Source organism: Caulobacter sp. FW305-C-30-S16 (assembly GCF_058783025.1).
Genome location: NZ_JBYSYH010000001.1, coordinates 1,366,874 through 1,392,348, shown reverse-complemented (window position 1 = coordinate 1,392,348; position 25,475 = coordinate 1,366,874). Strand labels below are relative to the sequence as shown.

25 protein-coding genes are annotated in these 25,475 nt (G+C 69.0%); 14 read left to right on the top strand and 11 right to left on the bottom strand.

The window, feature by feature from the left end; genetic code table 11:
- Positions 1-50: 50 nt before the first annotated feature.
- Positions 51-776, bottom strand: coding sequence for a TVP38/TMEM64 family protein (locus AC3WJT_RS06850; protein ID WP_492342318.1), 726 nt, complete (start codon positions 774-776; stop codon positions 51-53).
- Between the two features lie 211 nt (positions 777-987).
- Between AC3WJT_RS06850 and AC3WJT_RS06845 the strand changes: the two genes are divergently transcribed.
- The 3 genes from AC3WJT_RS06845 (at position 988) to AC3WJT_RS06835 (ending at position 3,381) form a co-directional block, all read left to right on the top strand.
- Entirely contained in the window at positions 988-1,644 is a 657-nt protein-coding gene (locus tag AC3WJT_RS06845; protein WP_492342317.1) for an AAA family ATPase, read from the top strand.
- 89 nt (positions 1,645-1,733) lie between these two features.
- A complete protein-coding gene (locus tag AC3WJT_RS06840; RefSeq protein WP_492342316.1) occupies positions 1,734-2,936 on the top strand; it encodes a pyridoxal phosphate-dependent aminotransferase in 1,203 nt (400 codons plus the stop codon).
- 4 nt (positions 2,937-2,940) lie between these two features.
- Positions 2,941-3,381, top strand: a complete 441-nt coding sequence (locus tag AC3WJT_RS06835; protein WP_492342315.1) for a DUF695 domain-containing protein — start codon at positions 2,941-2,943, stop codon at positions 3,379-3,381.
- Between the two features lie 44 nt (positions 3,382-3,425).
- Here AC3WJT_RS06835 and AC3WJT_RS06830 read toward each other — a convergent pair whose 3' ends face one another.
- Positions 3,426-4,217 (bottom strand): acid phosphatase, encoded by a 792-nt coding sequence (locus tag AC3WJT_RS06830; RefSeq protein ID WP_492342314.1) that lies wholly within the window; start codon positions 4,215-4,217, stop codon positions 3,426-3,428.
- A 132-nt stretch (positions 4,218-4,349) separates the two neighbouring features.
- Here AC3WJT_RS06830 and AC3WJT_RS06825 point away from each other — a divergent pair, with 132 nt between their 5' ends.
- Positions 4,350-5,435: an alkene reductase gene (locus AC3WJT_RS06825; protein ID WP_492342313.1), complete on the top strand. Its 1,086-nt coding sequence runs from the start codon at positions 4,350-4,352 to the stop codon at positions 5,433-5,435.
- On the opposite strand, the gene AC3WJT_RS06820 is transcribed toward AC3WJT_RS06825, so the two are convergent.
- The 5 genes from AC3WJT_RS06820 to AC3WJT_RS06800 all read right to left on the bottom strand — a co-directional run bounded on the left by AC3WJT_RS06820 (position 5,432) and on the right by AC3WJT_RS06800 (position 11,624).
- Positions 5,432-5,974: a hypothetical protein gene (locus AC3WJT_RS06820; RefSeq protein WP_492342312.1), complete on the bottom strand. Its 543-nt coding sequence runs from the start codon at positions 5,972-5,974 to the stop codon at positions 5,432-5,434. The genes AC3WJT_RS06825 and AC3WJT_RS06820 overlap by 4 nt on opposite strands.
- 189 nt (positions 5,975-6,163) lie before the next feature.
- The gene (locus tag AC3WJT_RS06815; RefSeq protein ID WP_492342311.1) at positions 6,164-9,574 is read right to left on the bottom strand and encodes an autotransporter domain-containing protein; all 3,411 of its coding nucleotides are present in this window, start codon (positions 9,572-9,574) and stop codon (positions 6,164-6,166) included.
- A 303-nt stretch (positions 9,575-9,877) separates the two neighbouring features.
- On the bottom strand, positions 9,878-10,987 hold the full coding sequence (gene bla / locus AC3WJT_RS06810) for a class A beta-lactamase (protein ID WP_492342310.1): 1,110 nt from the start codon (positions 10,985-10,987) through the stop codon (positions 9,878-9,880).
- 48 nt (positions 10,988-11,035) lie between these two features.
- Positions 11,036-11,278 carry a DUF3297 family protein gene (locus tag AC3WJT_RS06805; RefSeq protein ID WP_492342309.1) on the bottom strand — a complete coding sequence of 81 codons (243 nt, stop codon included), beginning with the start codon at positions 11,276-11,278 and terminating at the stop codon, positions 11,036-11,038.
- A 109-nt stretch (positions 11,279-11,387) separates the two neighbouring features.
- Complete coding sequence (locus AC3WJT_RS06800) at positions 11,388-11,624, bottom strand: DUF2171 domain-containing protein (protein ID WP_492342308.1); 237 nt, start codon at positions 11,622-11,624, stop codon at positions 11,388-11,390.
- Positions 11,625-11,748: 124 nt separating this feature from the next.
- Here AC3WJT_RS06800 and AC3WJT_RS06795 point away from each other — a divergent pair, with 124 nt between their 5' ends.
- From AC3WJT_RS06795 to AC3WJT_RS06785, 3 genes are read left to right on the top strand one after another with little or no spacing between them, the layout of a single operon-like run.
- On the top strand, positions 11,749-12,627 hold the full coding sequence (locus AC3WJT_RS06795) for a DUF6807 family protein (protein ID WP_492342307.1): 879 nt from the start codon (positions 11,749-11,751) through the stop codon (positions 12,625-12,627).
- A complete protein-coding gene (locus AC3WJT_RS06790; RefSeq protein WP_492342306.1) occupies positions 12,624-12,800 on the top strand; it encodes a DUF4169 family protein in 177 nt (58 codons plus the stop codon). Before AC3WJT_RS06795 ends, AC3WJT_RS06790 begins: the two co-directional genes overlap by 4 nt.
- Complete coding sequence (locus AC3WJT_RS06785; protein ID WP_492342305.1) at positions 12,797-13,027, top strand: ribbon-helix-helix domain-containing protein; 231 nt, start codon at positions 12,797-12,799, stop codon at positions 13,025-13,027. Before AC3WJT_RS06790 ends, AC3WJT_RS06785 begins: the two co-directional genes overlap by 4 nt.
- Before the next feature lie 77 nt (positions 13,028-13,104).
- Here the strand turns inward: AC3WJT_RS06785 and AC3WJT_RS06780 are convergent, their stop codons facing one another.
- Positions 13,105-13,896, bottom strand: coding sequence for a Coq4 family protein (locus tag AC3WJT_RS06780; protein ID WP_492342304.1), 792 nt, complete (start codon positions 13,894-13,896; stop codon positions 13,105-13,107).
- A 104-nt stretch (positions 13,897-14,000) separates the two neighbouring features.
- Positions 14,001-14,207 carry a hypothetical protein gene (locus tag AC3WJT_RS06775; protein WP_492342303.1) on the bottom strand — a complete coding sequence of 69 codons (207 nt, stop codon included), beginning with the start codon at positions 14,205-14,207 and terminating at the stop codon, positions 14,001-14,003.
- A gap of 97 nt (positions 14,208-14,304) precedes the next feature.
- Between AC3WJT_RS06775 and AC3WJT_RS06770 the strand changes: the two genes are divergently transcribed.
- The 5 genes from AC3WJT_RS06770 to AC3WJT_RS06750 all read left to right on the top strand — a co-directional run bounded on the left by AC3WJT_RS06770 (position 14,305) and on the right by AC3WJT_RS06750 (position 19,856).
- Positions 14,305-16,626 carry an ATP-dependent helicase gene (locus AC3WJT_RS06770; RefSeq protein WP_492342302.1) on the top strand — a complete coding sequence of 774 codons (2,322 nt, stop codon included), beginning with the start codon at positions 14,305-14,307 and terminating at the stop codon, positions 16,624-16,626.
- Positions 16,627-16,968: 342 nt separating this feature from the next.
- Positions 16,969-17,292: a hypothetical protein gene (locus tag AC3WJT_RS06765; protein ID WP_492342301.1), complete on the top strand. Its 324-nt coding sequence runs from the start codon at positions 16,969-16,971 to the stop codon at positions 17,290-17,292.
- Between the two features lie 174 nt (positions 17,293-17,466).
- Positions 17,467-18,480 (top strand): hypothetical protein, encoded by a 1,014-nt coding sequence (locus AC3WJT_RS06760; protein WP_492342300.1) that lies wholly within the window; start codon positions 17,467-17,469, stop codon positions 18,478-18,480.
- Between the two features lie 31 nt (positions 18,481-18,511).
- Complete coding sequence (locus AC3WJT_RS06755; RefSeq protein ID WP_492342299.1) at positions 18,512-19,378, top strand: 50S ribosomal protein L11 methyltransferase; 867 nt, start codon at positions 18,512-18,514, stop codon at positions 19,376-19,378.
- 67 nt (positions 19,379-19,445) lie between these two features.
- A complete protein-coding gene (locus AC3WJT_RS06750) occupies positions 19,446-19,856 on the top strand; it encodes a hypothetical protein (protein WP_492342298.1) in 411 nt (136 codons plus the stop codon).
- A 4-nt stretch (positions 19,857-19,860) separates the two neighbouring features.
- Here AC3WJT_RS06750 and AC3WJT_RS06745 read toward each other — a convergent pair whose 3' ends face one another.
- Positions 19,861-20,364: a carbonic anhydrase gene (locus AC3WJT_RS06745; RefSeq protein WP_492342297.1), complete on the bottom strand. Its 504-nt coding sequence runs from the start codon at positions 20,362-20,364 to the stop codon at positions 19,861-19,863.
- Positions 20,365-20,502: 138 nt separating this feature from the next.
- Between AC3WJT_RS06745 and AC3WJT_RS06740 the strand changes: the two genes are divergently transcribed.
- Both AC3WJT_RS06740 and AC3WJT_RS06735 read left to right on the top strand, forming a co-directional pair.
- A complete protein-coding gene (locus tag AC3WJT_RS06740; RefSeq protein ID WP_492342296.1) occupies positions 20,503-22,314 on the top strand; it encodes an aminopeptidase P family protein in 1,812 nt (603 codons plus the stop codon).
- A gap of 41 nt (positions 22,315-22,355) precedes the next feature.
- Positions 22,356-23,009 (top strand): metal-dependent hydrolase, encoded by a 654-nt coding sequence (locus AC3WJT_RS06735; protein ID WP_492342295.1) that lies wholly within the window; start codon positions 22,356-22,358, stop codon positions 23,007-23,009.
- Positions 23,010-23,071: 62 nt separating this feature from the next.
- Here the strand turns inward: AC3WJT_RS06735 and ligA are convergent, their stop codons facing one another.
- Entirely contained in the window at positions 23,072-25,417 is a 2,346-nt protein-coding gene (ligA, locus tag AC3WJT_RS06730) for an NAD-dependent DNA ligase LigA (RefSeq protein ID WP_492342294.1), read from the bottom strand.
- Positions 25,418-25,475 lie beyond the last annotated feature (58 nt).

Below are 25,475 nucleotides of genomic sequence, written 5' to 3'. Positions count from 1 at the left end.
GGGTCGCCGCCAAGCCCTTTGTAACCCCGGTTACATTGAGTGATCCGGGATCAGCTCCCGGCGTCCTCCCGTTCGGCCGCATCCTCCCGGCGCCGTAGCCAGCCCCGCGCCACCCAGGCGCCGCCGACCCAGATGACGGCCGCCAGCGCGATCAACACGACATGCTGCATCCCGCCGCCGCGCACGATCTGCACCACCGAATTGCCGGCGAAGGCCGTCAGGGCGATCTTGGGAACAATGCCGATCGCCGTCCCGCCCAGGAAGTCGCGGAAGCGCATCGGCGCGACCCCGGCCGCCATATTGACGACGATGAACGGCGCCGCCGGCACGAGCCGCACGATCAGGCTGGCCATGAAGCCATTGCGGCCGATCAGCTTCATGAACCGCGCGAGGCCTTCGCTGGCGACATCGCGGATCAGCCGCCCGCCGAACGCCCGACCCAGCCAGAAGCCGATGGTCGAGGACACGAGAGTGCCGATCCAGCTGTAGGCGAGGCCCGTCCACGGCCCGAAGGCGACCACTGCAGCGGCGATCAGGACGAACTGCGGCACGCCGACAAAGGCCAGCACCGCGAATGCGCTGACAGCGACCGGCAGGGCCCAGAGGCCATGCGCCGCGCCCAGCCATTGCTCGACCGCCGCCTCGCCATTGAGACCCAGCAGCGGCGCGGCGAACAGGAACACCACGCCCACGCCCCCGAACAGCAGGAAGGCGACGACCACGGTCCGCCAGGCCTTGGCGTCCATGTTCATCAGAAACTGGAAGGCGCGCTTCATGCCCAAGGCCTCGCCGATCACACCCGGAGGGTCAAGCGGGATCACGGCGCATTGACGACCGCCGCTGTTGTCATCGGAACGACGCGAAAACGATCAATGTTCGGTCATCTGCCCTCAACGCCCATATCGGGCGCCTCCCGGCATTGACGCGGGAAGGCGCGGGCCCGTTGCGTTAACGGAACGTAAATCCGCGACGGGGGTCGGGGCTACGATGAAGACGATTGTTGTGACTTCCCGCAAGGGCGGTGTCGGCAAGACCACGGTGGCGGTGAACCTCGCCCTGACCGCATTCGCCGGCGGCGCCCGCGTCATGCTGGCGGACATCGACCCGCAACGCTCAGCGACAGACGCGCTGAAGGCGCGAACCCGTCCCGGCCCGGCGCTGATCGAGACCACGGCGGGCAAGCTGTTCCAGTTGCACATGGCCGCGGGTCGCGAAGGCGTCGACCTGCTGGTCATCGACACGCCGTCGACGCCCGAGGCCGAGGTGGCGCTGGCGATGAACCTTGCGGACCTGTGCCTGCTGGTCAGCCGGCCCAACTTCCTCGATGTCGCATCGGTGGTGCGTTCGTCCGAGGCGGTGCGTCGACTGGGGCGCACGGGCCTGGTGGTCCTCAACCAGGCGCCGCCCAGCCGCAAGGGGATCGAGCCGCCCGCCGTTCTGCGCGCGATCGAGGCCCTGCGCTTCGGTGGCCTGCCGCTGGCCACCGTCGGCCTGCGCTCCCGGGCCGTCTACCAGGCGGCGATCGCGCACGGCGTTTCGGCGGCCGAATGGGACCCGACGTCGACGGCCGCCCGCGAGATGGCCGGCCTGTGGCGCGACATCCAGCGGCGCCTGGGCCTTGGACTGGCAGCCGAACGGGCCTGACCTGCCGCCGTTTCGTTGCGCCGCAGCACGGGCGCGTCTATGACCCCGGGCAATCCTGACACACCGAGTCCGGGGAGCCCCGCAGAACCATGTCGATCGAGTCGCAAGCCCTTCGCCGCATCAAGCCGTCCGCCACGATCGGGGTCAGCGCCAAGGCGCGCGCCCTGAAGGCCGCCGGCCGCAATGTGATCGCCCTGTCCGCGGGCGAGCCGGACTTCGACACCCCCGACAACATCAAGGAAGCGGCCATCGCCGCGATCCGCGCCGGCAAGACGAAGTACACCGACCCGGACGGCATGCCCGAACTCAAGGCCGCGATATGCGCCAAGTTCGCCCGCGAGAACGGCCTGACCTACACCCCGGCCCAGGTTCACGTGGCGCCGGGCGGCAAGCCGGTGATCTTCAACGCCCTGATGGCCACCCTGAACCCCGGCGACGAGGTGATCATCCCGGCGCCCTACTGGGTGTCCTATCCGGACATGGTCCTGCTGGCCGGCGGCGAGCCGGTGTCGGTCGAGACCTCGCCCGACAACAACTTCAAGCTCAGCCCGGCGGCGCTGGAAGCGGCGATCACGCCCCGCACCCGCTGGCTGATCCTCAACAGCCCGTCCAACCCGACCGGCGGCGCCTACACCCGCGCCGACCTGCAGGCCCTGGCCGACGTGCTGCTGCGCCACCCGCAGGTCTGGGTGCTGACCGACGACATGTACGAGCACCTGGTGTTCGACGACTTCGAGTTCACCACCATCGCCCAGGTCGAGCCGAAGCTCTACGACCGCACCCTGACGATGAACGGCGTGTCGAAGGCCTACGCCATGACCGGCTGGCGCATCGGCTATGCGGCCGGTCCCGAAGCGCTGATCAAGGCCATGGGCAAGATGATCAGCCAGACGACGTCCAACCCCTCGTCGATCAGCCAGTGGGCGGCGGTCGAGGCGCTGAACGGTCCGCAGGACTTCATCAAGCCGAACGCGAAGCTCTTCCAGACCCGCCGCGATCTGGTGGTCTCGATGCTCAACCAGGCCGCCGGCATCCACTGCCCGACCCCGGAAGGCGCCTTCTACGTCTATCCTTCGGTCGCCGGCCTGATCGGCAAGACCGCCCCCAGCGGCAAGGTCATCGAGACCGACGAGGACTTCGCCAGCGAACTGCTGGAGAGCGAAGGCGTCGCAGTCGTTCACGGCGCGGCGTTCGGTCTCTCGCCCTATTTCCGCATCAGCTATGCGACCAGCGAGGACATCCTCGAAGACGCCTGCGGCCGGATCCAGCGCTTCTGCGGCAATGTGAAATAGGGCGATGGCGATCGGTCCGTTCGACGATGACCTGTGGAGCGTCGGTGAGGCCGAGGCGCCCGACGGCGTGTCGATGATCGTCCGGTTCCGCTCGCACCTGCCCGCTCCGGCGGCGCGCGAGGCGTGGCGGCATCTCGTGCAGATCGGCTGGTCCTGTGAATCGGCCGACGAGGACGGCATGCCTGATGACGTCGAGAGCGGCCTGCAGGACGCCTTCGAGGATGCCCTGCTCGGGCAGGTCGACGCCCAGGGTCATGGCGCCCAGGTCGCCAGCCTGACCGGCGGCGGCGTTCGGGAATGGCGCTACTACACCCGCGATCCCGAGGCCTTCTTCGGGGCGCTGAACGAGGCCCTGAGCAGCCATCCCGAATACCCGCTGGAATTCACGGTGTTCGAGGACCCCGAGTGGGAAGGCCTCGCCGAGCTCCTGCCGCCGGTGAACTGAGACGAAAACGGGGACACGCACTCAGAGTGCATCTCCCCTCGCCGTCACCAGGCCGGAGTCGCCAGCACCTTCGCCTCGGCCTCGCACCCTTCGGTGAACGGTCGCGCCTTCAAGGCCGCCTCCAGTTCGACCTTCGCCGCGGCGAAGTCGGCCTGGAACTCCGGCTTGCCGTGCTCGGCGGCGACGATCGCCGCCGCGACGGACTGGCCGGCGACCACCGAGCTGTAGTTGTGCACCCCGCAGATCGCCCGGCCATCGCCCACGGCGCGGCCGCGCATCAGGATCGCGTCGGCGCGCTCGGGCAGCATCTCCGCCAGCACCAGGGCCACGGCCCAGCCCCAGGCGGAGTGGCCGGACGGATAGTCGAAGTTGGCTTCACTGTCGGGCAGCACGCCGCAGGTTTCGCCCGGATCGACCCTGTAGGGCCGCGCCCGGCCGTACGACGCCTTGGGCGTGTTGACCGCGCGGGCGATGTCCGGCGCCATATGCAGGATCAGCTTGGTGGTCGCCGGCAGGGCGGCCAGATCCATCTTCACGCCGATCGCGCAGCTCATGTTGCTGACCACCATCCGCTCGTTGAAGTCGGCCTGGGCCATGGCCCATCGCGGAGATCCCTTCATCGCCCGGGTGGCCCGGAAGATCGCCCGATCGGCCTCGTCGCGCGGCGAGCCGGCGGCCGGCGGCGGATCCAGCAGGTCGAGGGTGTCGCCGGCCGCCTCGCCGAGGTAACCCACGCGCGGGATGACCTGGGCCACCGCCAGGCCGCTGACGCAGACCGCAGCCAGCAGTCCGGCAGCCGCCAGGGCCCAACGGGTTCTCGAATCTGGATGGTTCATGGTCGCGCCCTCCCCGGCTGCCTGCTGTTCTGAACGCCAGTGTCGGACGCTTCGCGCGGGATCACAAACCCCCTTGCGCCTTTCCCCACGGAACGCGGCAGGCTGTTGTCCTGACGCTGGCGGAGCCACACCATGACCGACCTGTTCGACCCTTTCGACGCCAACGGCCTGCGCCTGCAGAACCGTATCGCCCTGTCGCCGCTGACGCGCACCCGGGCCGACATGGCCGGCAAGGTCGGTGCGCTGCAGGCCGAATACTATGCCCAGCGGGCGACAGCGGGCCTGCTGATCACCGAGGCCACGGCGGTCACGCCGGGCGGTCGCGGCGGCGCCTACTGCCCGGGCCTGTGGGACGACGATCAGATCGAGGGCTGGAAACAGGTCACCGACGCGGTGCACGCGAAGGGCGGCCTGATCTTCAGCCAGCTGTGGCACGCCGGGCGGCTGAGCCACTCGTCCCTGTCCAACGGCGCCGGCGCGCCCGTCGCGCCCAGCCCGATGAAGCAGCCCGGCCAGATGTTCGTCGAAAGCGGGTTTGCCGAATACGAGGAGGCCCGCGCCCTCGACCTCGGCGAGCTGCCCGGCCTTGTCGCAAGCTTCCGCGCCGCCGCCGTGCGGGCGAAGGCCGCCGGCTTCGACGGGGTCGAGCTGCACGCCGCCCACAGCTATCTGATCGACGCCTTCCTGCGCGACATGACCAACAAGCGGACCGACGCCTACGGCGGCTCGATCGAGAACCGGGCCCGCCTGCTGGTCGAGACCCTTCAGGCGCTGGTCGAAGTCTGGGGCCCGGCCCGCGTCGCCATCCGGCTGGCGCCGATCGGCCACGCCTACAACGCCTGGGACAGCGACCCCGAGCCGCTGTTCACCTATGTGGTCGAGCGGCTGAACGACCTGAAGATCGGCTGGCTGGATCTGGTCGAGGGCGACACCGGCATCTCCCGCGAATGCGAGCCGACGTTCGACCTGCAGAAGGTGCGCCGGCTGTTCAAGGGCGTGACCATCGCCAATAACCTCTATGACCGCGACCTGGCGCTGAAGGCCCGGGCCGAAGACACCGCCGACATGGTCGCCTTCGGCCGCGCCTTCATCGGCAACCCTGATCTGGTGGAACGCCTGCGCCGGAACGCGCCCATCGTCGACGCGCCGCGTCAGGCCTACTACGGCGGCGGCGCGCGCGGTTACACCGACTTCCCGACGCTCGCCGACGCCGGCTAGTTCAGCTCGCCCTCGCGAGCCTCGGCGCGCTTGATCATGGACTTGAGGTTGCCGCACCGCTTGATCAGCGGGGCCATGGCGGCTTTCGCGCCCAGCGAGGTGACGCTGAACCGGAAGCCGCCGCTTGCGACGGTGATCGGTCCCCTGGCCGTCGCCATCGACTCGATGGCTTCAAGGGTTCCGGACTGGTCGCCGGTGCTGCCGCGATAGCCGGCGCGACTCGTCAGCTGGGCGACTCCGCCGGGCTCCAGCCGGACCGAGTCAAAGCGGAACGGAACGCGGCGGCGGCCTTCGATGACCGCCTTCACGCTACGCCCGGCCTTCAGGCCCCGGGCCGGACCGCGCGCGACCAGCAGATAGACCGGATCTCGACCGCTCAGACAGGTGACGCTGATGCTGGAGCCCTTGCCGTCGCCGATCGCCGCCACCGGGTTGGGGCCGGCCTGTTTGATCCAGACCCATCCGCGCGCATCGGCGTCACCGGCCAGGACAAGCATGGCGGCGATGCCGGCGCCGAGCCGGAAGACCTGTCGAACCATGTCAGCGCTCCGATCAAGGCGCGGCGACCGGCCTTCGGCCGGTCCCTCCACCGGAGCATAGGCGGACCGTCGGCGGTTCGCCCAGTGTCCTGACCGCAGAAACGCCGCCCCGGAGATCCGGAGCGGCGTTCTGTCTTCGGGGCTGTCCGGTCCCGCGCGGACAATCGCGTCCGCGCCGGCCCAGGCGGCCTACCAGCGGTAGCGGGCGCCGAGCGTGACGGCCGTATCGGTCCATTCGTCGTTCCAGCGGTAGCTGGCGTTCAGGAAGGCCGAGACGCGCTCATCCTTGCCGAACACGTTGATGCCGCCGCCGACCTCGGTGAACATGCCTTCGAACTGGTCGTCGACGATCAGATCGGGACCGGAGTTGACCAGCGTGGTCTGGCCGTCGCCGTCGAACTCGTTCCAGGCCCGGGCGATGGCCGTGAACTGGACCTTCATCGTGTCCATCTCGACGAGCGTGCCGATCCGGGCGCCGATATTGGCGCGCATGCTGGTGGCGTCGTCGAACGAGACAACGCCGCCACGGACCGCCAGATCATCGATCGTGGTGCTGACGTAGCTGACGCCGGCGACGGGTTCGATGAAGGCGCTCTGGCCAAGGGCGAAGCGCCAGCCGCCCTCGACCTGGACACCCAGGCTCGAGAGTTCGCCGGACGCCGGCTCGTTGATCAGTGCGCCGTTGTTGAGGCTCGGCGTAGCGTAGGCCACGTCCAGCTTCAGCGCGTTGACGGTCGCATCGAGGAACAGGCCGCCGGCGACATAGCTGCCATAGAGGCCGAACAGGCCGCCCTCCATGCTCGCCATGGTCTGCGAGTTCGCGAAGCTGACGTCGGAGTCGACATAGCCGACGCTGGCGCCGAACACCCAGGCGGAGGTATCGCCACCGCCGCGGACCAGATCCACGCCGCCGATCAGGGCGACCGTGCTCTGTTCATAGCCGGTGTCGAAGGTGAACGCGCCGGCCGGGCCGGAGTAGGTCTGGATCCGGTCGCGTTCGGCTTCGGCGCCGACGATCTTCATCCAGATTCCCGAACCGGACTGGCCGTTGCCTTCCAGACCATCACGCAGGTCGGCCTGACGGTCGAACCAGACGCCGGTCGTGGTGTACCAGGCCTGATTGCCGGCCTGGACGAGGCCGACGAATTCGAAGGCCTCGCTGTCCGGCGCGCTGACCAGGGCCATCTGCGCCGCGCCCTGGGGGACCAGGGTGTAGAAGAACAGGCCGGTGTCGAGTGCGCCGGCGCCGCCACGGGTGGTGTAGCCGCTCGACGCCGGATCCAGCCGCAGCGAACCGGCGGCGATCGAGCCGCCCGTCGCGTCGACCAGCACGATGCCGCTGTTCATGCCGCCCGGACCGGCGTTGGTGTTGTTGACCCGGATCAGGGTCAGGCCGGAGACCGCGCCGCCCGGAAGGCTGAGGCAGTCGGCGACGGTCGCCGCAGCGCAGTTGACCTGGGCGGTCGCGCCGAGCGAGGCGTCAAGCGCCACGACCGACCCGCCGGAGCCGACGAAGCTCGTGCCGATGCCCGTGCCGGACATGACCAGGCGATCATTGGTCTCACCGTCGGAGGTGGTCCCGTTGAGGCTGCCCAGCAGGATCAGGCCGGAGTTGTTGAAGCGCTCCAGGCCCGTGAGGGTGAAGGTCGAGGCGCCGGCGGTTTCGCCGACGACGATCCGGCCGCTGTTGGTCAGCACGTCGCGCGGGGCGACGCCGGTGTCCGCGCCGAAGTCGAACGTGGTCGCGCCGCTGGTGGCCAGAAGGCCCACGCCGGTGTTGGCCACGGTGTCATTGCCGGCGCTGAAGGTCGTCAGGCCGGTGGTGTGCCAGGACGTCGCGCTGGTGTTGTTGACCAGAACGCTCGAACCGGCGGCCAGTCCGGAGAAGTCCATCCGGCCGTCGATGCGGCCGCTGTTGTTCACCGTGACCGACCCGCCCGTGCCGCGGATGGCGAGGTCGCCGGCCGCGCCGAGGATGGTGGCGTTGGTCGAGCGGATCAGGCCGGCGTTGTTGATCGTGGTCGTCTGACCGGCCGTGGTGGTCACGTCGACAACGGCCGTGGCCGCGCTTGTGCCCAGACCGCGAACCGAACCGGCGGCCAGCACGTTGACGACGCCGCCGTTGACGCCGGACGTCTGGATACCGTTGGCGCCGCCCTGCACGACGCCGCCGGCAGTGACACTGAAGGCGCCGTTACTGGTCAGGTTGACGCCGTCAGCGACGCCCCGGACCGTGCCGGTGGTCGAGACGGTCGAGGTCCCCGTGCCGCCGTTGGCGACCTGGATCCCGTTGCCGCCCGCATAGACCGAGGCGGTGGTGACGCTGATGGCGCCCGCACTGGTGGGCTGGGTGATGGTCGCCTGAACGCCGTTGCCGCCGACCGACGTAACGGTCGTACCGATCGCGCCATTGCTGACGACCGTGACATTGCCGTCATTGACGCCGTCAACGCCGCCGTCGCCGATACCTGTCGAGCGGGCGTTGATCCCGATCGTCCCGGCGGTCAGGGTCGTACCCGCCGCCGTGGTGATCAGCACCGTGCCGCGCGCGCTGGACGCGTCGATCGCCGTGCCGGTGGTCGCACTGATGTCGCCCGTGGTGGCCACGGTGACATTGCCCGTCTGCGGCGGGGGGCCGAAGGCGAAGAGCGGCAGGCTGGAGGCGACGATAGCGTCCCCGTCCGCCGTGACGACGGCGGCATTCACTGTGACGCCGTTGCCGCCGTACGCGACGATGCCCTCGCTGCCCTGACCCGTCGCGCTGACGGACTGGCTGTTGACCACACCGGTTCCGTTCCGGTTGGCGTTCACCAGAATGCCGGTCGCATTGCTGCCGGTGGTGACCACCGACCCGCTGTTGACCGTGGCCGTCGCGCTGGTGCTCGACGCCTGGATGCCGACGGCGTTGGCGCCCGTGGTGGACAGGGTTGTGCTGGTGACCGTGACAGCGCCGAAGCCGCTGGAGGCGCGGATGCCGTTGGACCCGGCGCCGAGCGTGCGGACGGTCGTCGCGCGGACGATCACAGGCGCGGTGTCGCTGGTCGCGACGACGCCCTCGGCGCCCACGCCTTCGGTGCGGACCGAAACCGCGTCGACCGTGACCGAACCGGTATTGGTGTTGGCGTTAACGCCGGTCGCGTTGGCGCCCGTGGTGATGACCGAATTGACCGACACATCCACCGCGCCGTCCGCTGAACTCGCGAACAGGCCGCTGGCGTTGACGCCGGAGGTGGTGATGCGGTCGAAGTCCGCCGTGATCGCGCCGGCGTTGGTCGCCAGCAGGGCGCCGAACGCGCCATCGTCGGTCGTGTTGATCAAGACGCCCGTGCCGGCATTGACCGTGATCGACTCGGTCAGACCGCCCTGGAGGACGAACAGGCCGATGTTGAGGCTGCCGCTGGTGTCGACGATCACGTCGGGTTCGACGTTGATCGTGAAGTCCGTCGCCGGAACGTAGAAGATGCCGTTCGGATAGGGATTGCCGGCCGGGGTGCAGGTGACGGTCGCGCCGACGCCGCATTCATCGATGGCCAGGGCCGCCGACGGCGTGAGGGCGACGCCCGTCAATGCCAGAAGGGTCGCACCGGCCGTGCTGGCCATGAGTGAAGACGTCGCCAGCCATACGCTGCGGCGACCCGTGGATTTCGTTGCAGTCAAGCTGCGCCCTCCAGACAGTAAAAAACACGCACCGTTGGCGCGCGTTTCAAGAACAATGTGCGACGGGGTGTCGCTCCATTGCTGATGAACGCTACCCGTTTCGGGTGGTTCCATTGGACGGGGCAAATAATGAAGCTGATTTATTTCAGATAGTGGCAAAGCAATGTTTGCCGCTTTTCAAATTGAGACGACAATACGAACAGCGCTTGGCAAATATGTTCAGGGCTTGAATTCGAAGCCGCCGCCTTACTCAGGCATAGATTTGTCGTCAGCACCGGATGTCGCGGGAGCCGGCGCAGGCCTGTGACTTGCGATGATGGCGCGCGCCACCTCCCGCATCAGAGCCTGGCGTGTATCGAACGACGCCCGCGACTGACCGATCATGACGGCGACCGCATACACCTTGCCGTCCGGCGCGGTCAGCAGACCCACGTCGTTGTGACCGGTAGCCAGGCGTCCCATCACCTGACCGGTGCCGGTCTTGTGCTGCAGCGTCCAGCCCGGCTCAAGCCCGGCGCGCAGCCGCCCGCCTCCTGTCGAGGTTCCGGCCATCAGCTTGAGCAGGTAGGCCGTCGACTCCGGCGACAGCAGCTCGCCCGCGTGCAGCCGCGCCAGGGTGTCGACGATGTCCAGCGGGCTGGCGGCGTCGGGCGGATTGGCGAGATAAGCGTTCAGCGCCGCGCGGCGTTCCGCCGGCGGCAGTTTTTCGCGATCTTCCCAGAACGTCCGGCCGAAACTGTACTCGGGCCGCCAGCTCAGGCCGGCGGCGCGGGTCTGCATCTCCTTCTCGCCGGGCCCGAAGCGGATCTCGCCGAGGCTCTTGCTGACGATCGCCACCTGCACCGCCCACGGCCCGCCCACCTTGCGGATCAGGGCGTCATTGGCCGCGTTGTCACTCTGCTGGATTTCGGCCGCCAGCAGCTGGGCGATGCTGGCGCGATAGCCGCCGGGGCCCACGCGATCCCGGATCGGCTGGTGGAAGATGCTGAGGTCTTCCTTGCGGATCACCACGGTGTCGGTCAGCGCGAAGTCGCCGCGATCAATGGCGTTCAGGACGGTGATCGCCACCCACAGCTTGCTGACGCTTTGTTGCGGCAGATGGCTGTCGCCGTTGAAATTGACCGCCCAGCCTTCGCTGACATCGAGCACGGCGATGCCGGCCTCGCCGTCAAACCCGGCGCCCAGCCGCTCGATTTCGGCGCGCAGGATCTCTTCCTGCGTCGGCGGCCCGCGCGGCGCCGGCGCCGACAGCAGGTCAACCCTCTGGATCCAGGGCGGCGATGGCACGGCGGAGACGGCCGCCATCGCGATACCGCCGATCAGAAGTCCGCCCAGAATGGATCGTCCTCGCCGCATGGCCCTATAAGACCATCACGGCGCCGATCCGGCCACTAGTCTCGGGTGTCAGGCGATATCGCGGAAGTAGGGTTCGACGGTTCCCTGCAGCTTCACGGTCATCGGATTGCCGTGGCGGTCGAGGGTCTTGCCGACGCTCAGACGCACCCAGCCCTCGCTGACGCAGTATTCGTCGACGTTGGTCTTTTCCTCGCCCTTGAAGCGGATGCCCACGCCGCGCTCGAGGATCGCCGCGTCATAGAACGGGCTCTTCGGGTTGGTGGCGAGGCGGTCGGGAGGGGTGTCGCTCATGTCGGTCGGCTCTCAGGCGTGGAGGCGGTCTGATAGCCATCCTCGCGCCGGAAGCCAACGAAAACCCCTCGCCGGGCGGCGAGGGGTGATCGGGACCGGGCGTCAGCCCCTAGTGCTTTTCGCGCCAGGCCGCCTTGGCCGCGTCGGCGGTGACGTTCAGATGGACCTTCTCGTCATCGACGAAATCGACCCACGACGTCGGGATCAGGTGATGCTTGAAGCCGCTGCCGAGGTCGAACTTGGCCAGCTCGATGTCGGTGCCGAGCACCTTGTCCACCTTGCCGACATGCTTGTCGTCCGAGCCGACGACTTCGAGGTGTTCGCGGATTTGCGTGGCGTCAATCATGGGAAGTCTCCTGTGATGGGTTCAGCGCCCCCGCCTCGATGTCGTAACGGTCGCAGCCGACCACGGTTGCGCAAAGACCGTTGTTCTTGTTCAGTCGCCGCACACGCCAGCAGAAGGTCCAGGCATGAAGGCTCTCCTCGTCGCGGCGCTGATCGCGCTCCTCCCGGCCGCCGCCCTCGCCCGTCCGGGACTGGACGCCAGCATCGGTCCCGACGGGGTGACGATCACCGACAGCGAAAAGCCGGTGCTGTTCTATCGCACCAAGCCCGCTGACCCGTCCGTCGAGCCCGGCAGGCTGAACTACGTCCATCCGCTCTATGCGCCGGACGGCACGATCCTGACCGAGGATCGGCCCGCCGATCACCTGCACCAGCGCGGGGTGTTCTGGAGCTGGCACCAGATCAGGCTGGGCGGCGACCAGGTCGCCGACGGCTGGTTCATGAAGGGCCTGACCTTCTTCGTCCGCCAGACCAACTTCGACGGCGAGCGCGGCGGCGCCGGCGTACTGACGCTGCAGGTCGACTGGATCATCAACAGCGGCCCCGAGCTGGTGTTCGTGGCGAAGGAGGTAACCAAGGTCCGCATCCAGCCGCTGAAGGACGGGACCCGCCGCATCGACTTCGACACCACCATCACCCCGCTGGTCGATGACCTGTCGATCGGGGGCAGTGATGACGCCAAGGGCTACGGCGGCTTCTCTATCCGACTGGTCGCCTCCGACCGGCTGGTGTTCGCCTCGGGCGGCAAGGCGGTCAAACCCGCCGTCACGCCGGTGACCGCCGCCAGCTCGATGGGCTTCACCTGGCCCGGCCAGCCCGGCCTGTCGAAATGGGCGGTCGGCATGGCCTGCAAGGTCAACGGCCGGCCCGTCAGCCTGTGGATCCTGCGCCGCGAAACCTCGATGCAGAACTGCGTCTGGCCCGGCCGCGCGCCCGTCGCCTTGCCGAAGGACAAGCCGCTGCGTCTGCAATCGACCCTAATCATCCGGGCGACCGGCAAGTGACCGAACCGGTCAACCTGAACCGTTTTCGCAAGGCCAAGGCCAGGTCCGAAGCCAAGGCGACCGCGGCGGAAAACCGCGTCCGCTTCGGCCAGACCAAATCCGAACAGACGCGGGTGGAGGCCGAACGCGAAAAAGCCGCCCGCGACCTCGACGGCTCCAAGCGGGACACGTGAACCCCACCCTGCAAAAGCGCTCGGTCAACCTGCACGGCCACGCCACCTCGCTGGCGCTGGAGCCGGAGTTCTGGGCGGTGCTGGACACAGCGGCGAAGGCCGGCGGCTTCAGCATGTCGGGCCTGATCGCCAGCATCGACGACGCGCGCGGGGAGCGCCCGCTGGCGTCAGCGTGCCGCGTGTTCGCGCTGGAGCAATTGCAATCACTGTCATCCCGGACGGCGTAGCCGATCCGGGACCCAGATTTGGCTTAGAGTCGATCGGGGTCCCGGATGGCCTTCGGCCTCCGGGATGACAGATCAGGTCAGGCGTCGAGCTTGCGGCTCAGTGGCCTGTCGCGCTGGTCGGCGGGGATGCTCTGATAGATCGTCGCCGGCTTGATGTTCAGCCGCGCGCGGGCCGCCTCGAGGTTCTCCCCGAACAGCTTCACGTAGTCGACTTCCGGCAGCCAGGCGGCGGCCTTGCCATTGCGGAACGCCTCCATCACCGCCTTGCGGTAGGGATGGCCGTTGCCGATCTTCTGGTACTGGTGCGCGCCCGCGTGAGCGATCAGCGCGAAGCCGAGGCTTTTGGTCTGGCTGTAGGAAAAGGCCACCACGCAGGCCTCGCCGAGCCCGTCGGTGCTGTAGCCCGTCAGCACGTGCCAGACGTCGTGCACGTCGCGCATCCGGCGGCCATACCAGGCGAAGGGATGCGGCGCGTCGATCTCGCCCTCGGCGGTCTTGCGGCTTTCCTCGGCCAGACCCTCGGCGCTCAGGCCGCGCGGCGCGATGAAGTTGCGATAGGCCTCACCGACCGTTCCCGGACCGAAGGTGTTCAGCCAGGCGGTATCCGACAGACGCTCGCAGAACTCTTCGCGCTCATAGGCCAGACGGCCGCCCTGGGGTGTCGACAGCAGGCGCTTGTAGCCCCGGACGATCGTATTGCCCGACAGCGCCCGCATGATTTCGAACACCTGGGCGGTGTCCTCCTTGTCGGCGATCAGCTTGCGCAACGCCTTGGCCGCGCGAAGCGGCTGGAGCCTGAACGCATTGCGGTCCCGCATCGCCGGCGCGGCGGTCTGGACAGGAGCGGCGGGAGCGGAATCGAAGGCCATCAGTCGCGGTCCTTGTGTCTCGTGACCCCAAAAATGACGCAGGCGTCATCTTTATGCAAGAGCCTCGCAATCACAGGACCGCGACCGTGTCTTTTCCGCCTCAGCTACTGCGGGTTGGGCAGCGGCGCGTCGGGCAGTTTCGGCGCTTCGGGCAACTGGGGCGCCTCGATCTTCACGTCGACGCTACGATCGGGGACCACTGACTGGCCCGAGTACATCATGAAGCCGATGATCGCCGCGACGACCACCAGGCCGCCGACGATGAACGCCAGCCAGGGCGTTCCGCCGGAGGAGGAGGATTGTTCAGCCATGGGGTGTTTCCTTCGCGTGTGATTGTGCCGCGAATAACGACGCGCGACCCCGGCGGTTCCGCTTAGTCCGCGCGCGCCGTGTGCTACATATGTTCCGATGTCCGACTCTCTCCTGCCCCAGCCGCGTATCAGCGACCTCGCCCGCGTAGACGGCGCGCCAGCCTATCTCGACGGCCTGAACCCCGAACAGAAGGCCGCTGTCGAGGCGACGGAGGGCCCGATCCTGGTGCTGGCCGGCGCCGGCACGGGCAAGACGCGCGTCCTGACCACCCGGCTGGCGCACATCCTGTCGACCGGCAAGGCGCGGCCCTGGGAGCTGCTCAGCGTCACCTTCACCAACAAGGCCGCGCGCGAGATGCGCGAGCGGATCACCCACATCATCGGCCCGCAGGCCGAGGGGCTGCGCTGGCTGGGCACCTTCCACTCGATCGCCGCCCAGATCCTGCGCCGGCATGCCGAGCTGGTCGGGCTGAAATCGAGCTACACCATCCTGGACACCGACGACCAGGAGCGGCTGATCAAGCAGATCCTGCTGGCCGAGAACATCGACGCCAAGCGCTGGACGCCCAAGGCGCTGTCAGGCCTGATCGACCACTGGAAGAACCGCGGCTGGACGCCGGAGCGCCTGCCGCCCTCGGAAGGTGCGGTATTCGCCAGCAACCGCGGCCAGCAGCTCTACAGGATGTACCAGGACCGGCTGCGGGTGCTGAACGCCTGCGACTTCGGCGACCTGCTGCTGCACAACCTGACCATCTTCCAGCAGCATCCCGACGTGCTGGCCGAGTACCACGACCGCTTCCGCTACATCATGGTCGACGAGTACCAGGACACCAACGTCGCGCAGTACCTGTGGCTGCGGCTGCTGGCCCAGAAGCGCCAGAGCGTCTGCTGCGTCGGCGACGACGACCAGTCGATCTACGGCTGGCGGGGGGCGGAGGTGGACAACATCCTGCGCTTCGAGCGTGACTTCCCGGGCGCGACGGTGATCCGGCTTGAGCGCAACTACCGCTCGACCAGCCACATCCTCGCCGCCGCCAGCGGCCTGATCGCGGTCAACAAGGGCCGGCTGGGCAAGACCCTGTGGACCGAGGGCGACGAGGGCGAAAAGGTCCGCGTGCGCGGCGTCTGGGACGGCGAGGCCGAGAGCCGGCTGGTCGCCGAGGAGATCGAGCGCTGGAAGAAGGACGGCCGCAAATACCGCGACGCCGCCATCCTGGTCCGCGCCAGCTTCCAGATGCGGGCATTCGAAGAGCGGTTCGTAATGCTGCAGATCCCCTACACGGTGGTCGGCGGCCCGCGCTTCTTCGAGCGCGCCGAGATCCGCGACGCCCACGCTTATCTGCGGCTGGTCCAGTCGCCCGACGATGACCTGGCCTTCGAGCGGATCATCAACGTGCCCAAGCGCGGCATCGGCGACACCACGGTGCAGAAGATCCTGCAGATCGCGCGCGGCGGCGGCGTCTCGGCGGTCACCGCCTCGCGCGGCATCGTCCAGACGGACGAGCTGTCGGCCCGCACCCGCACGGCCCTGGCCAACTTCATCCGCGATCTCGACCGCTGGGCGAACCTGTCGGCGACGGGCACGCATCATGACCGCCTGACCGAGACGATCCTCGAAGAGAGCGGCTACACGGACGCCCTGCGCCTGGACAAGGGCCCGACGAGCCAGACGCGGCTGGAGAACCTCAAGGAACTGGTCCAGTCGATGGGCGCCTTCGAGACCCTGGGCGACTATCTGGAGCACGTGTCGCTGGTCATGGATCTGGATCGGGGCCGGGGCGATGACGCGGTGCAGATCATGACCCTTCACGCGGCGAAGGGGCTGGAGTTCCCGCTGGTCTTCCTGCCCGGCTGGGAGGAAGGCGTCTTCCCCAGCCAGCGCAGCATGGACGAGTCCGGCGAGAAGGGCCTCGAGGAAGAACGCCGCCTGGCCTACGTCGGCGTCACCCGCGCCCGCCAGGAGGCGCGCATCAGCTTCGTCGCCAACCGCATGGTCTACGGCCGCTGGACCAGCCAGCTGCCCAGCCGCTTCGTCGACGAATTGCCGCTGGCCAATGTCGAGGCGAGCAGCGAGACGGGCTACTACGGCGGCGGCCCGGGCATGGCCCAGCCGACCTCCAGCCGCTGGGACGACGACCGCACCTTCGGCGCCGGCTACTCCTCCCCCGGGTGGAAGCGCGCCCAGGAACGCGGCTACCACGGCGGCCCCGCCGGCCGCACCCAGGTGCTGGAAGGCGAAGGCAAGCTGGTCGCCGTCTCCGAGGGCTCCGCCGCCAGCGACTACAAGCGCGGCGACCGCGTGTTCCACATCAAGTTCGGCTACGGGAAGGTGACCGCCGTCGAGGGCAACAAGCTGACCGTCGACTTCGACAAGGCCGGGACGAAGAAGGTGCTCGACGGGTTCGTGGAGAAGGGGTGAGGTCGGGCGAGGTTGTGGGCCGCATGATGTCCCAACAGTTCCGTCACGGCCCGACTTTCACGGGCCACCCAGGAACACCGTTGGTGGTCGTACACCTCTGACCGTTCAGCACCCCATGCCAGTCGACGCCGCGCCTGGATGGACGCCAGCGAAGCCGCCTCAAACGCTCCGTCTCCCCTTGCGGAAAAGGGTCAGCGCTCGCGAGACACTCAACCCCGCGCTTCAGCGTCCCCACTCCAGGGCGCCGTCCCTCGCGCGGTCAGGCCCCACTGCACGGCCGCGAACGCAACCAAAGCCGGCCTGCCGCGCTCTGCCTGCGAGACACCCGCGAGGACGCTGCTGATGACGATTTCCGCCCTGATGCTGGCCGGCGCCATGGTCTTTGGACAGGGGGCGGCGGCCGACCAGCGGTCCTTTGCCGCCAGTCGCACCGACGCGATCCGGTCGGCGGCGACGCAGCAGGCGGCGCAGGCGCCGGCGCCCGCCGCGACGACCGTCCGTTATCCCAGCGCCGACGGCGACATCCTGGCCAACCTCGGCGGCGCCATGACCGCCCTGCCCCTCCCGTCCACGCCGCCGATCGCGGCGACCTTCCCGCCGACGAGGCCGGCGTCCGCCTATCCGTACAGCACGGACGGCACCGGCCTGCTCGGCGGTCCGAAGTAGGAGGATGCTCCCTATCGGGGGAGCTGTCGGCGAAGCCGACTGAGGGGGTCGCCCGAAATCTGAGCGGACCCCCTCCGGCCCGGCTGCGCCGGTCCACCTCCCCCGATGGGGAGGATATCTTGGCAAATCCCTTGCTGCGCCCGGTCCAGCCTGCGCCGCAATGGGACACCGAGCATGACCGACCGCATTCTTCCGCCGCTGAACGCCGAGCAGAAAAAGATCGTCCGCAAGGAGATCATGCGTTTCAACCACCGGCTCGAGCAGACCGGCCTGTTCACGGACTCGGCGCTGGCGACGCTACTCGACGAGCATCCGCGCGACGAGGTGACGATCTGCACGATGCAGCCGAACCCGCCGGCCGACGTCCGCTGGATCGCAGGCGAGGCCAACGGCATGAGCGGCGAGGAGCTTGTCACCGCGGCCCGCACCGGCGCCCTGTGGGTGTCCCCGCGCAGCGCGATGACGAAGAACCCGCGCTACAAGGTGGTGTTCGACCAGCTGATGGGCGAATTCTCGCAGGCCACGGGCCTGCCGGTGCTGACCGCCGATGCGGCGGTGCTGATCTCCAGCCCGCGCATGGGCATCTATTTCCACGTCGACCCGGCCGAGACGATGCTGTGGCATATCCGCGGTCACAAGACGATGCACGTCTATCCGCCGCGCCAGGACATCGTCACCGAGGCGGCGCTGGAGGCTATCCTGCTCAAGGAAAACCTCTCGGACCTGCCCTGGTCGCCTTCGCTGGAGGACCATGTCCTGCCGGTGCCGCTGAGCCCCGGCCAGGCGGCGTTCTGGCCCCAGCATTCGCCCCACCGGGTGGTCAACGGCGACGACCTGAACGTCTCGATCTCGGTCGAGTTCTCCTCGCCGCAGTCGATGCTGACCAACGCGGTGTTCTACACCAACGGCCGGATGCGCCGGGCGCTGGGCTGGGCCCCGAAGTCGCGCGGCCTGATGCAGGCCTTCTCGCCGGCCTATCTGCTGGCCTCCAAGGCGCTGAAGACCTGGGCGCCGCCGTCCGCCAACGCCGAGCGCGCCCATGCCCGTCAGTTCGATGTCGACCTCTCGGCGCCCGGCTGCATTCGCTGGCGCGAGGGCATGGCTCCGGACTGGGCCGTCGTCGCCGAGCCGGCGAAACCGGCGCGCAAACCGGCGCGTCGACGCGCAGTCGATCGCAAGGCCGCGTGACGGCGGGCGTCCCTGACGTTATGGGGACGCCATGACCGATCAAGCCGTCCAGATCATCGCCCGGGGCCCCCGCGCCCTGGCTGAAGCCGCCGCCGAAGCCCTCGACGCCAATCCGCTGCTGGAGGGCGCGACCTACTCGATCCTCGAAGAGGATGAGGACAAGGATCTGTGGCGGATCGACGCCTTCCCGACCTCGACGGAAGAGGCCGAGGGGATCGAGGCGTCGCTGATCGCCTCGGGCGGCCTGACCGTGATCGTCGAGCCGCTGGCCGACGCCGACTGGCTGGCCATGGCCCTGTCCGGCCTGCCCCCGGTGCGTGAGGGCCGCTTCTTCGTCCACGGCGTTCATGACACCGGCCGCGTGCCGCCGAACGCGGTGGCGCTGCGCATCGAGGCCGGCGCGGCCTTCGGCACCGGCCATCACGGCACCACGGCCGGCTGCCTGCGCGCCTACCACGACCTGCTCAAGGCCCGGCGCTTCGGCAAGGTGCTCGACGTCGGCTGCGGCACCGGCGTGCTGGCCGTGGCCGCCGCCCGCACCGGCTCGCGCCGCGCCGTCGGCACCGACATCGACGGTCCGAGCGTCCGGATCGCCAACGAGAACGCGAAAGAGAACGCGGCCACCGCCCGGTTCGTCCACGCCTCAGGCCTGAACCACCGGCTGGTGCGCCAGGACGCGCCCTACGACCTGGTGTTCGCCAACATCCTCGCCCCGCCCCTCGTCGCCCTGGCGCAGGACATCAAGGGCGCCCTGCGTCCCGGCGGCGTCGCGATTCTGTCCGGGCTGCTGCGCACGCAGGAGCGGCGGGTGAAGGCGGCCTACCTGTCCAAGGGCTTCCGGGTCGTGCGGCGCATCCACCGCGACGCCTGGGCGACCCTGGTCCTGCAGCGGGGCTGACCGGAACCCCCGTCAGAGCGCCGCGTTGTCTGGGCGGTCGGGGGCTCATCCCCACGGAGGGCCGCCCATGACCAACATCGATCCCCACAACCCGCCGCCCTATGACAGCCGCGCGACGGCGTCGCGCAGTGGCAGCTCGACCCCCTGGGTCGTCGCCGCAGTCGTCGCCGTTGTGGCCATCATCGCCGTCGCCTTTATGGTGACCCGCCAGACCGCACCTGAGACCGACGCCGCCGCGATCGCCCAGGCGCAGGATCTCGGCCGGGCCGAAGGCGCGCTGGCCGGGGCGCAGTCGACGCTGAATGCTGCCGAAAACGCCGCCCGCACTGCAGCAGCCCAGACGGGCGCCGAGGCTGCCCAAGCCGCCGCCGACGCTCGCGCCGCTGCGGATCGCGCCGCCCAGAGCGCCCAGGACGCCGCCGACCGCGACGCTGCCCGGATGGAGGCTCCGCCGCCGCCTGAACAGCCCCTGCAATAGGGCGTCAGACGACCTGCAGCACGGTCCCGTCGAGGGCCATGAGGCCGATCTCGACCTCCATGTGCGGGTGTTTGACGAGGATCGCCGACCGGACCGCGTAGAGCTGTTTGACGTGGCTCTTCAGTTCCGTGTCGGCGTCCTTCACCGCGGGCTCGCCGAGGATCATCTTGTAGGCGCCGCAGTCGCGGTGATCGAGGATCATCACGCGGTGAACCTCGTGCAGGGTGATCGCCAGGTCGAGGTGCTGCCAGAACACCTCGCTCCAGGCCGGGAACCGGTCGTTCAGCGCGCCCAGCGAGGCGCCCGCCAGAACGACATGGTCGTATTTGTCCTTCAGGCCACGGGCGTTCATGTAGGTCTCGACGTCGTGGACCAGCCGGAAGTCCATGCAGGTCAGCAACAGCATCTCGGTGTGCCCGCCCGCCCGGGCGACGCCCGGCTGGAGGGTCGACAGCAGGCTGACGCCCGCGCCGAGGGCCACGGCCTGCATCGCCTTTCGGCGCGTCATCCGCGGGGATTGAATGTGGTCGCAGCAGGTCATGGGAGCTCAGCCAGGTTGATGCAGGTCGCTTCAAGCTGGGCTGCGCCGGTTATCAATCGGTTTCCGACGGTGGCGCCGATCCCGCGGGCCGCATAAGTTGCGCCCATGCGCCAGACCTTCGATGAATCGACCGACCCGTCGTTCGGGCCCCGCCACGTTCCGCTGATCCGCCAGGCCATGCAGGCCCAGGGTCTGGACGGCTTCCTCATCCCGCACGAGGACGAGCACCAGAACGAATATCTGCCGGAGGCCAACGACCGCCTCGCCTGGGCCACCGGCTTCACCGGCTCGGCCGGCGCCGCGGTGATCCTCAAGGATCGGGCCGCCGTGTTCGTCGACGGCCGCTACACCCTGCAGGTCCGCGAGCAGGTGGACCAGGGCGTGTTCGAGATCCGCGATCTCGTCGAAGGCGGCATGCCCGCCTATGTCGAAACCACGTCGAAGGGCGCGGTGATCGGCTATGACCCGCGCCTGCACAGCCCGGACGCCCTGGGCCACCTGCGCGCCGCCGCGGACAAGGCCGGGGCGACGCTGAAGCCCGTCGATCCCAATCCGCTGGACGCCGCCTGGGGCGCGTCGCGGCCGCCGCAACCGACCGCGCCGGTCGTGCCCCAGCCGCTCCAGTTCTCCGGCGAGGACTCGGCCACCAAGCGCGCGCGCATCGGCGAGGCCCTGGCCCGCGACGGCGCCGACGCCTCGGTGATCACCGCCCCGGCCTCCATCGCATGGCTGTTCAATGTGCGCGGCGGCGATGTCATCCGTTCGCCGCTGCCGATCGGGCAGGCGGTTCTGAACGCCGACGGCACGGCCCGCCTGTTCCTCGATCCGGCCAAGGTGACCGAGGACCTGCCCGCCTGGCTCGGCAACCAGGTCACGCTGGAACATCCCGACGCGCTCGCCGGTGCGCTCAGCGATCTCAAGGGCAAGAAGGTGCTGGTCGATCCGGCGCAGTCCTCGGCCTGGTATTTCGACACCCTCGCCGCGGAAGGGGCCACCGTGGTTCGCGGCATGGACCCCTGCACCATGCCGCGCGCCTGCAAGAACGCCACGGAGCTGGAGGGCGCGCGCCGCGCCCACATCCGCGACGGCGCGGCCCTGACCAACTTCCTCCACTGGATCGCCACCGAAGGGCAGATCAATCCGCCCGACGAGAAGGAGGCCGTGACGAAGCTCGAGGCCTTCCGCGAGGCGACCGGCGCTTTGAAGGACCTGTCGTTCGACACGATCGGGGCCGCCAACGGCCATGGCGCCCTGCCCCACTACCGCCCGACCGAGCGCAGCAACGAGCGCTGCGCCCAGGGCTCCCTGCTGCTGGTCGACAGCGGCGGCCAGTATCTCGACGGCACCACCGACGTGACCCGCACCATGGCCATCGGCGCGCCGTCCGAGGAAATGCGGCAGCGCTTCACCCTGGTGTTGAAGGGTCATCTGCATCTGGCCCGTGTGCGCTTCCCGGTCGGCACGACCGGATCGGCGCTGGACGCCCTTGCCCGCGCGCCGCTGTGGAACGCCGGCCTCGACTACGACCACGGCACCGGCCACGGCGTCGGGGCCTATCTGGGCGTCCACGAAGGTCCGGCGCGGATCGCCAAGGCGCCGAACACCGTCGCCCTGCGGCCCGGCATGATACTCAGCAACGAGCCGGGCTACTACAAGCCGGGCGAGTACGGCATCCGCATCGAGAACCTGCAGTTCGTCACCGAGGCGACCGACGTCCCGGGCGGCGAGCGGCCGATGCTGGGCTTTGAAAACCTCACCTGGGCCCCGATCGACCGCGCCTGCATCGAGGTCGACATGCTGACCGACGAGGAGCGCGCCCAGATGGACGGCTACCACGCCCGCGTGCTCGAACTGATCGGCCCGATGGTGGACGCCGAGGTTCGCCTCTGGCTCGAAACCGCGTGCGCGCCGCTTTGAACGGCGCCACCCTCTCCTGAGGTCACTCGGGGGAGGACGCCATGTTCGTCGGACACTACGCCGCCGCGATCGTCGGCAAGGCCATCGCGCCCAAGGCGCCGCTGTGGAGCTATATCGGCGCGGCCCAGCTGCTGGACATCGGCTGGAGCGCCCTGGTGATGGCCGGGGTGGAGAAAGTCAGCTTCGACCCCGAGCTGCCCGGCAGCCCGCTGGTGCTGGAGCACATGCCCTGGACCCATAGCCTGCCGGCGGCGGTGCTCTGGTCGATCGCTGGACTACTGCTCGCCCGCGTCCTGTTGCGCGTGCCGTGGTGGACGGCGGCGATGGTCGGGCTGGTGGTCTTTTCGCACTGGGCGACGGACTGGCTGGTGCACCGACCGGATCTGGAGATCTGGCCGGGCGGCGAGAAGGTCGGTCTGGCCCTGTGGAACTTCCCGGGCGCGGAGAAGACGCTGGAGATGGGCCTGATCGCCGTGGCCGGCGCCTGCTGGCTGTGGAACCGCGGCCGGTTCGGCCGCACCGCCTGGCCGGCGCTGCTGTTCCTGACCTTCCTGGTCGCGCTGCAGATGGTCGGCGAGTTCTCCGAACCCGCAGGCTCGGCCTTCGCCTTCGCGCGACTGGGGCTGGTGGTCTATCTGGCGGTGACGGCCGTGGCCTGGCTGGCCGATCTGGGGATCAACAGGGACGAGGCGTAGCGCACTCTCCCTCACCACCGTCATGGCCCGACTTGTTCGGGCCATGACGGACAGTGGCGGGGTCAGGACGCCCCGATCAGCTCCAGCCACTCGTCCTCGGTCAGCACCTTGACCCCGTGTTTCTCGGCGTCCTTCAGCTTTGACCCCGCCCCCGGGCCAGCGACCACCAGATCGGTCTTCTTGGACACCGAACCGGCCGTCTTGGCCCCGAGCGCCTCGGCCTGGGCCTTGGCCTCGTCGCGGGTCATCTTCTCCAGCGCGCCTGTGAAGACCACGGTCTTGCCGGCCACGGCGGTGTCGGTCTTGGCCTTGGCCAGCGGCTGGATGGCGTCCAGTTCGGCGACCAGCGCCTCGACCAGCGCCCGGTTATGCGCCTCGCGGAAGAAGGTCGCGATCGACTGGGCCGCGACCGGGCCGACGCCGTCGATGCCGGACAGGCGCAGGAAGTCCTCGCCCGGCGCGCCGCCCGCCGCCTCGCGCACAAAGCCGACGAGACCGGTCCAGGTCTCGAACCGGTCGGCCAGCGCCCTTCGGGCCGGACTGGCGAGGCCGGCGAAGGCGTGGTCGACCTTCGTGGCCATCGGCGCGTCCGGCCAGGGGTCATCACCGACCGACCCGGCGAGCGACAGCAGCTGGTCCCGCGCCTTGGGACCCATCCCGTGCATCTCGGTGAGCTCTACGTAGGCCGGGCTCGGCGTCTGCTCCGACGCCGCCAGCACGGCCCGCTCGAGCTCCTCGAAACTGTCGAACGCCCGCGCCAGATGGGTGGCCGTCGTCTCGCCGATGTCGCGGATGCCCAGACCGAACAGGAACCGGTCCAGGCTGATCGTCCGGCGGGCGTCGACGTTGCGGATGATGTTGGCGACCGAGGTCTCGCCGTAACCGTCCCGCTCGCGCAGGGCGGCCAGCTTCGCCTCGTCGCGCGCCAGGCTGAAGATGTCGGCCGGGGCGTTGATCCAGCCTTCCTCGATGAAGGCCTGCAGTTGCTTCTCGCCCAGCCCCTCGATGTCGAAGGCGCGTCGCGAGACGAAGTGCATCAGGTGGCGGATCTTCTGGAACGGACAGGCGAACTCGCCGGTGCAGCGACGGGCGACCGTGACCGCGCCGCTGGCCGTCGTCTCCTGCACCACAGGCGTCTTCAGCGGGCAGATGCAGACAGTCGGGAACTGATAGGGCTCCCCCCTGCCGGGCCGGTCGGCGTCCACCGGTCCCAGCACCTGCGGGATGACGTCGCCGGCCCGCTGCAGGGTAACGGTGTCGCCGATGCGGATGTCCTTGCGGGCGATCTCGTCGGCGTTGTGCAGGGTGGCGTTGCGAACCACCACGCCGCCGACCGTCACCGGATGCAGCCGCGCCACCGGCGTCAGGCTGCCGGTGCGGCCGACCTGGATGTCGATGCCCTCCAGCACCGTCGTCGCCTGCTGGGCGGGGAACTTGTGGGCGATGGCCCAGCGCGGCGAGCGGGAGACAAAGCCAAGCCGCTGCTGCCAGTCCAGCCGGTCGACCTTGTAGACGACGCCGTCGATGTCATAGGCCAGCGTCGGCCGGGCCGTGCCGATATCGCGATAGACGCCCAGCAGCCCCTGCGCGTTCTCCACCCGGCGCGAGCGGTCGTTGGTGGTGAAGCCCCAGGCCGCCAGCATCGCCAGCGCCTCGCTTTGGGTCGGGGCGAATGGGCCGCTGACTTCGCCCCAGGCGTAGGCGAAGAACCGCAGAGGCCGTTTGGCCGTGATGGTCGGATCGATCTGGCGCAGGGAGCCGGCGGCAAAGTTGCGCGGGTTGGCGTAGGTGCGCTGGCCGGCGGCCTCGGCGACGGTGTTGAACGCCTCGAACTCCGCCAGCGGCGCATAGACCTCACCACGGATCTCGATGACCTCGGGCCAGTCCCTGCCGGTGAGCCGGGTCGGGATGTCCTTCAGGGTGCGCAGGTTGGCGGTAATGTCCTCGCCGGTGCGTCCATCGCCCCGGGTCGCGCCGCGGATCAGCACGCCCTTCTCGTAGCGGATCGAGGCTGACAGGCCGTCGATCTTGGGCTCGGCGGTGAAGCCCACGGGCTCGCCGACGGGCAGGTCGAGGAACCGCCGCACCCGGGCGACGAAGGCCTCGACCTCCTCGTCCGAGAAGGCGTTGTCCAGGCTGAGCATCGGCACGCCATGCTCGACCGGCGCGAACTGCTCCGACCGCGAGGCGCCGACCTTCAGGGACGGGCTGTTCTCTCGCACCAGATGCGGAAAGCGCGCCTCGATCTCTTCGTTGCGACGCTTGAGCGCGTCGTACTCGGCGTCGCTGATCGTCGGGGCGTCATGCTGGTGATAGCGCAGGTCATGCCCGGCCAGTTCGTCGGCGAGCCGCTCAAGCTCGACGGCGGCTTCGGCTTCGGTGAGGTCGGGGACGGCGATCACGGTCATGAAGCGTGCGTGGCTCGATTCGTTGCGTGGTTCGAGACGCTCGCTTGAAGCTCGCTCC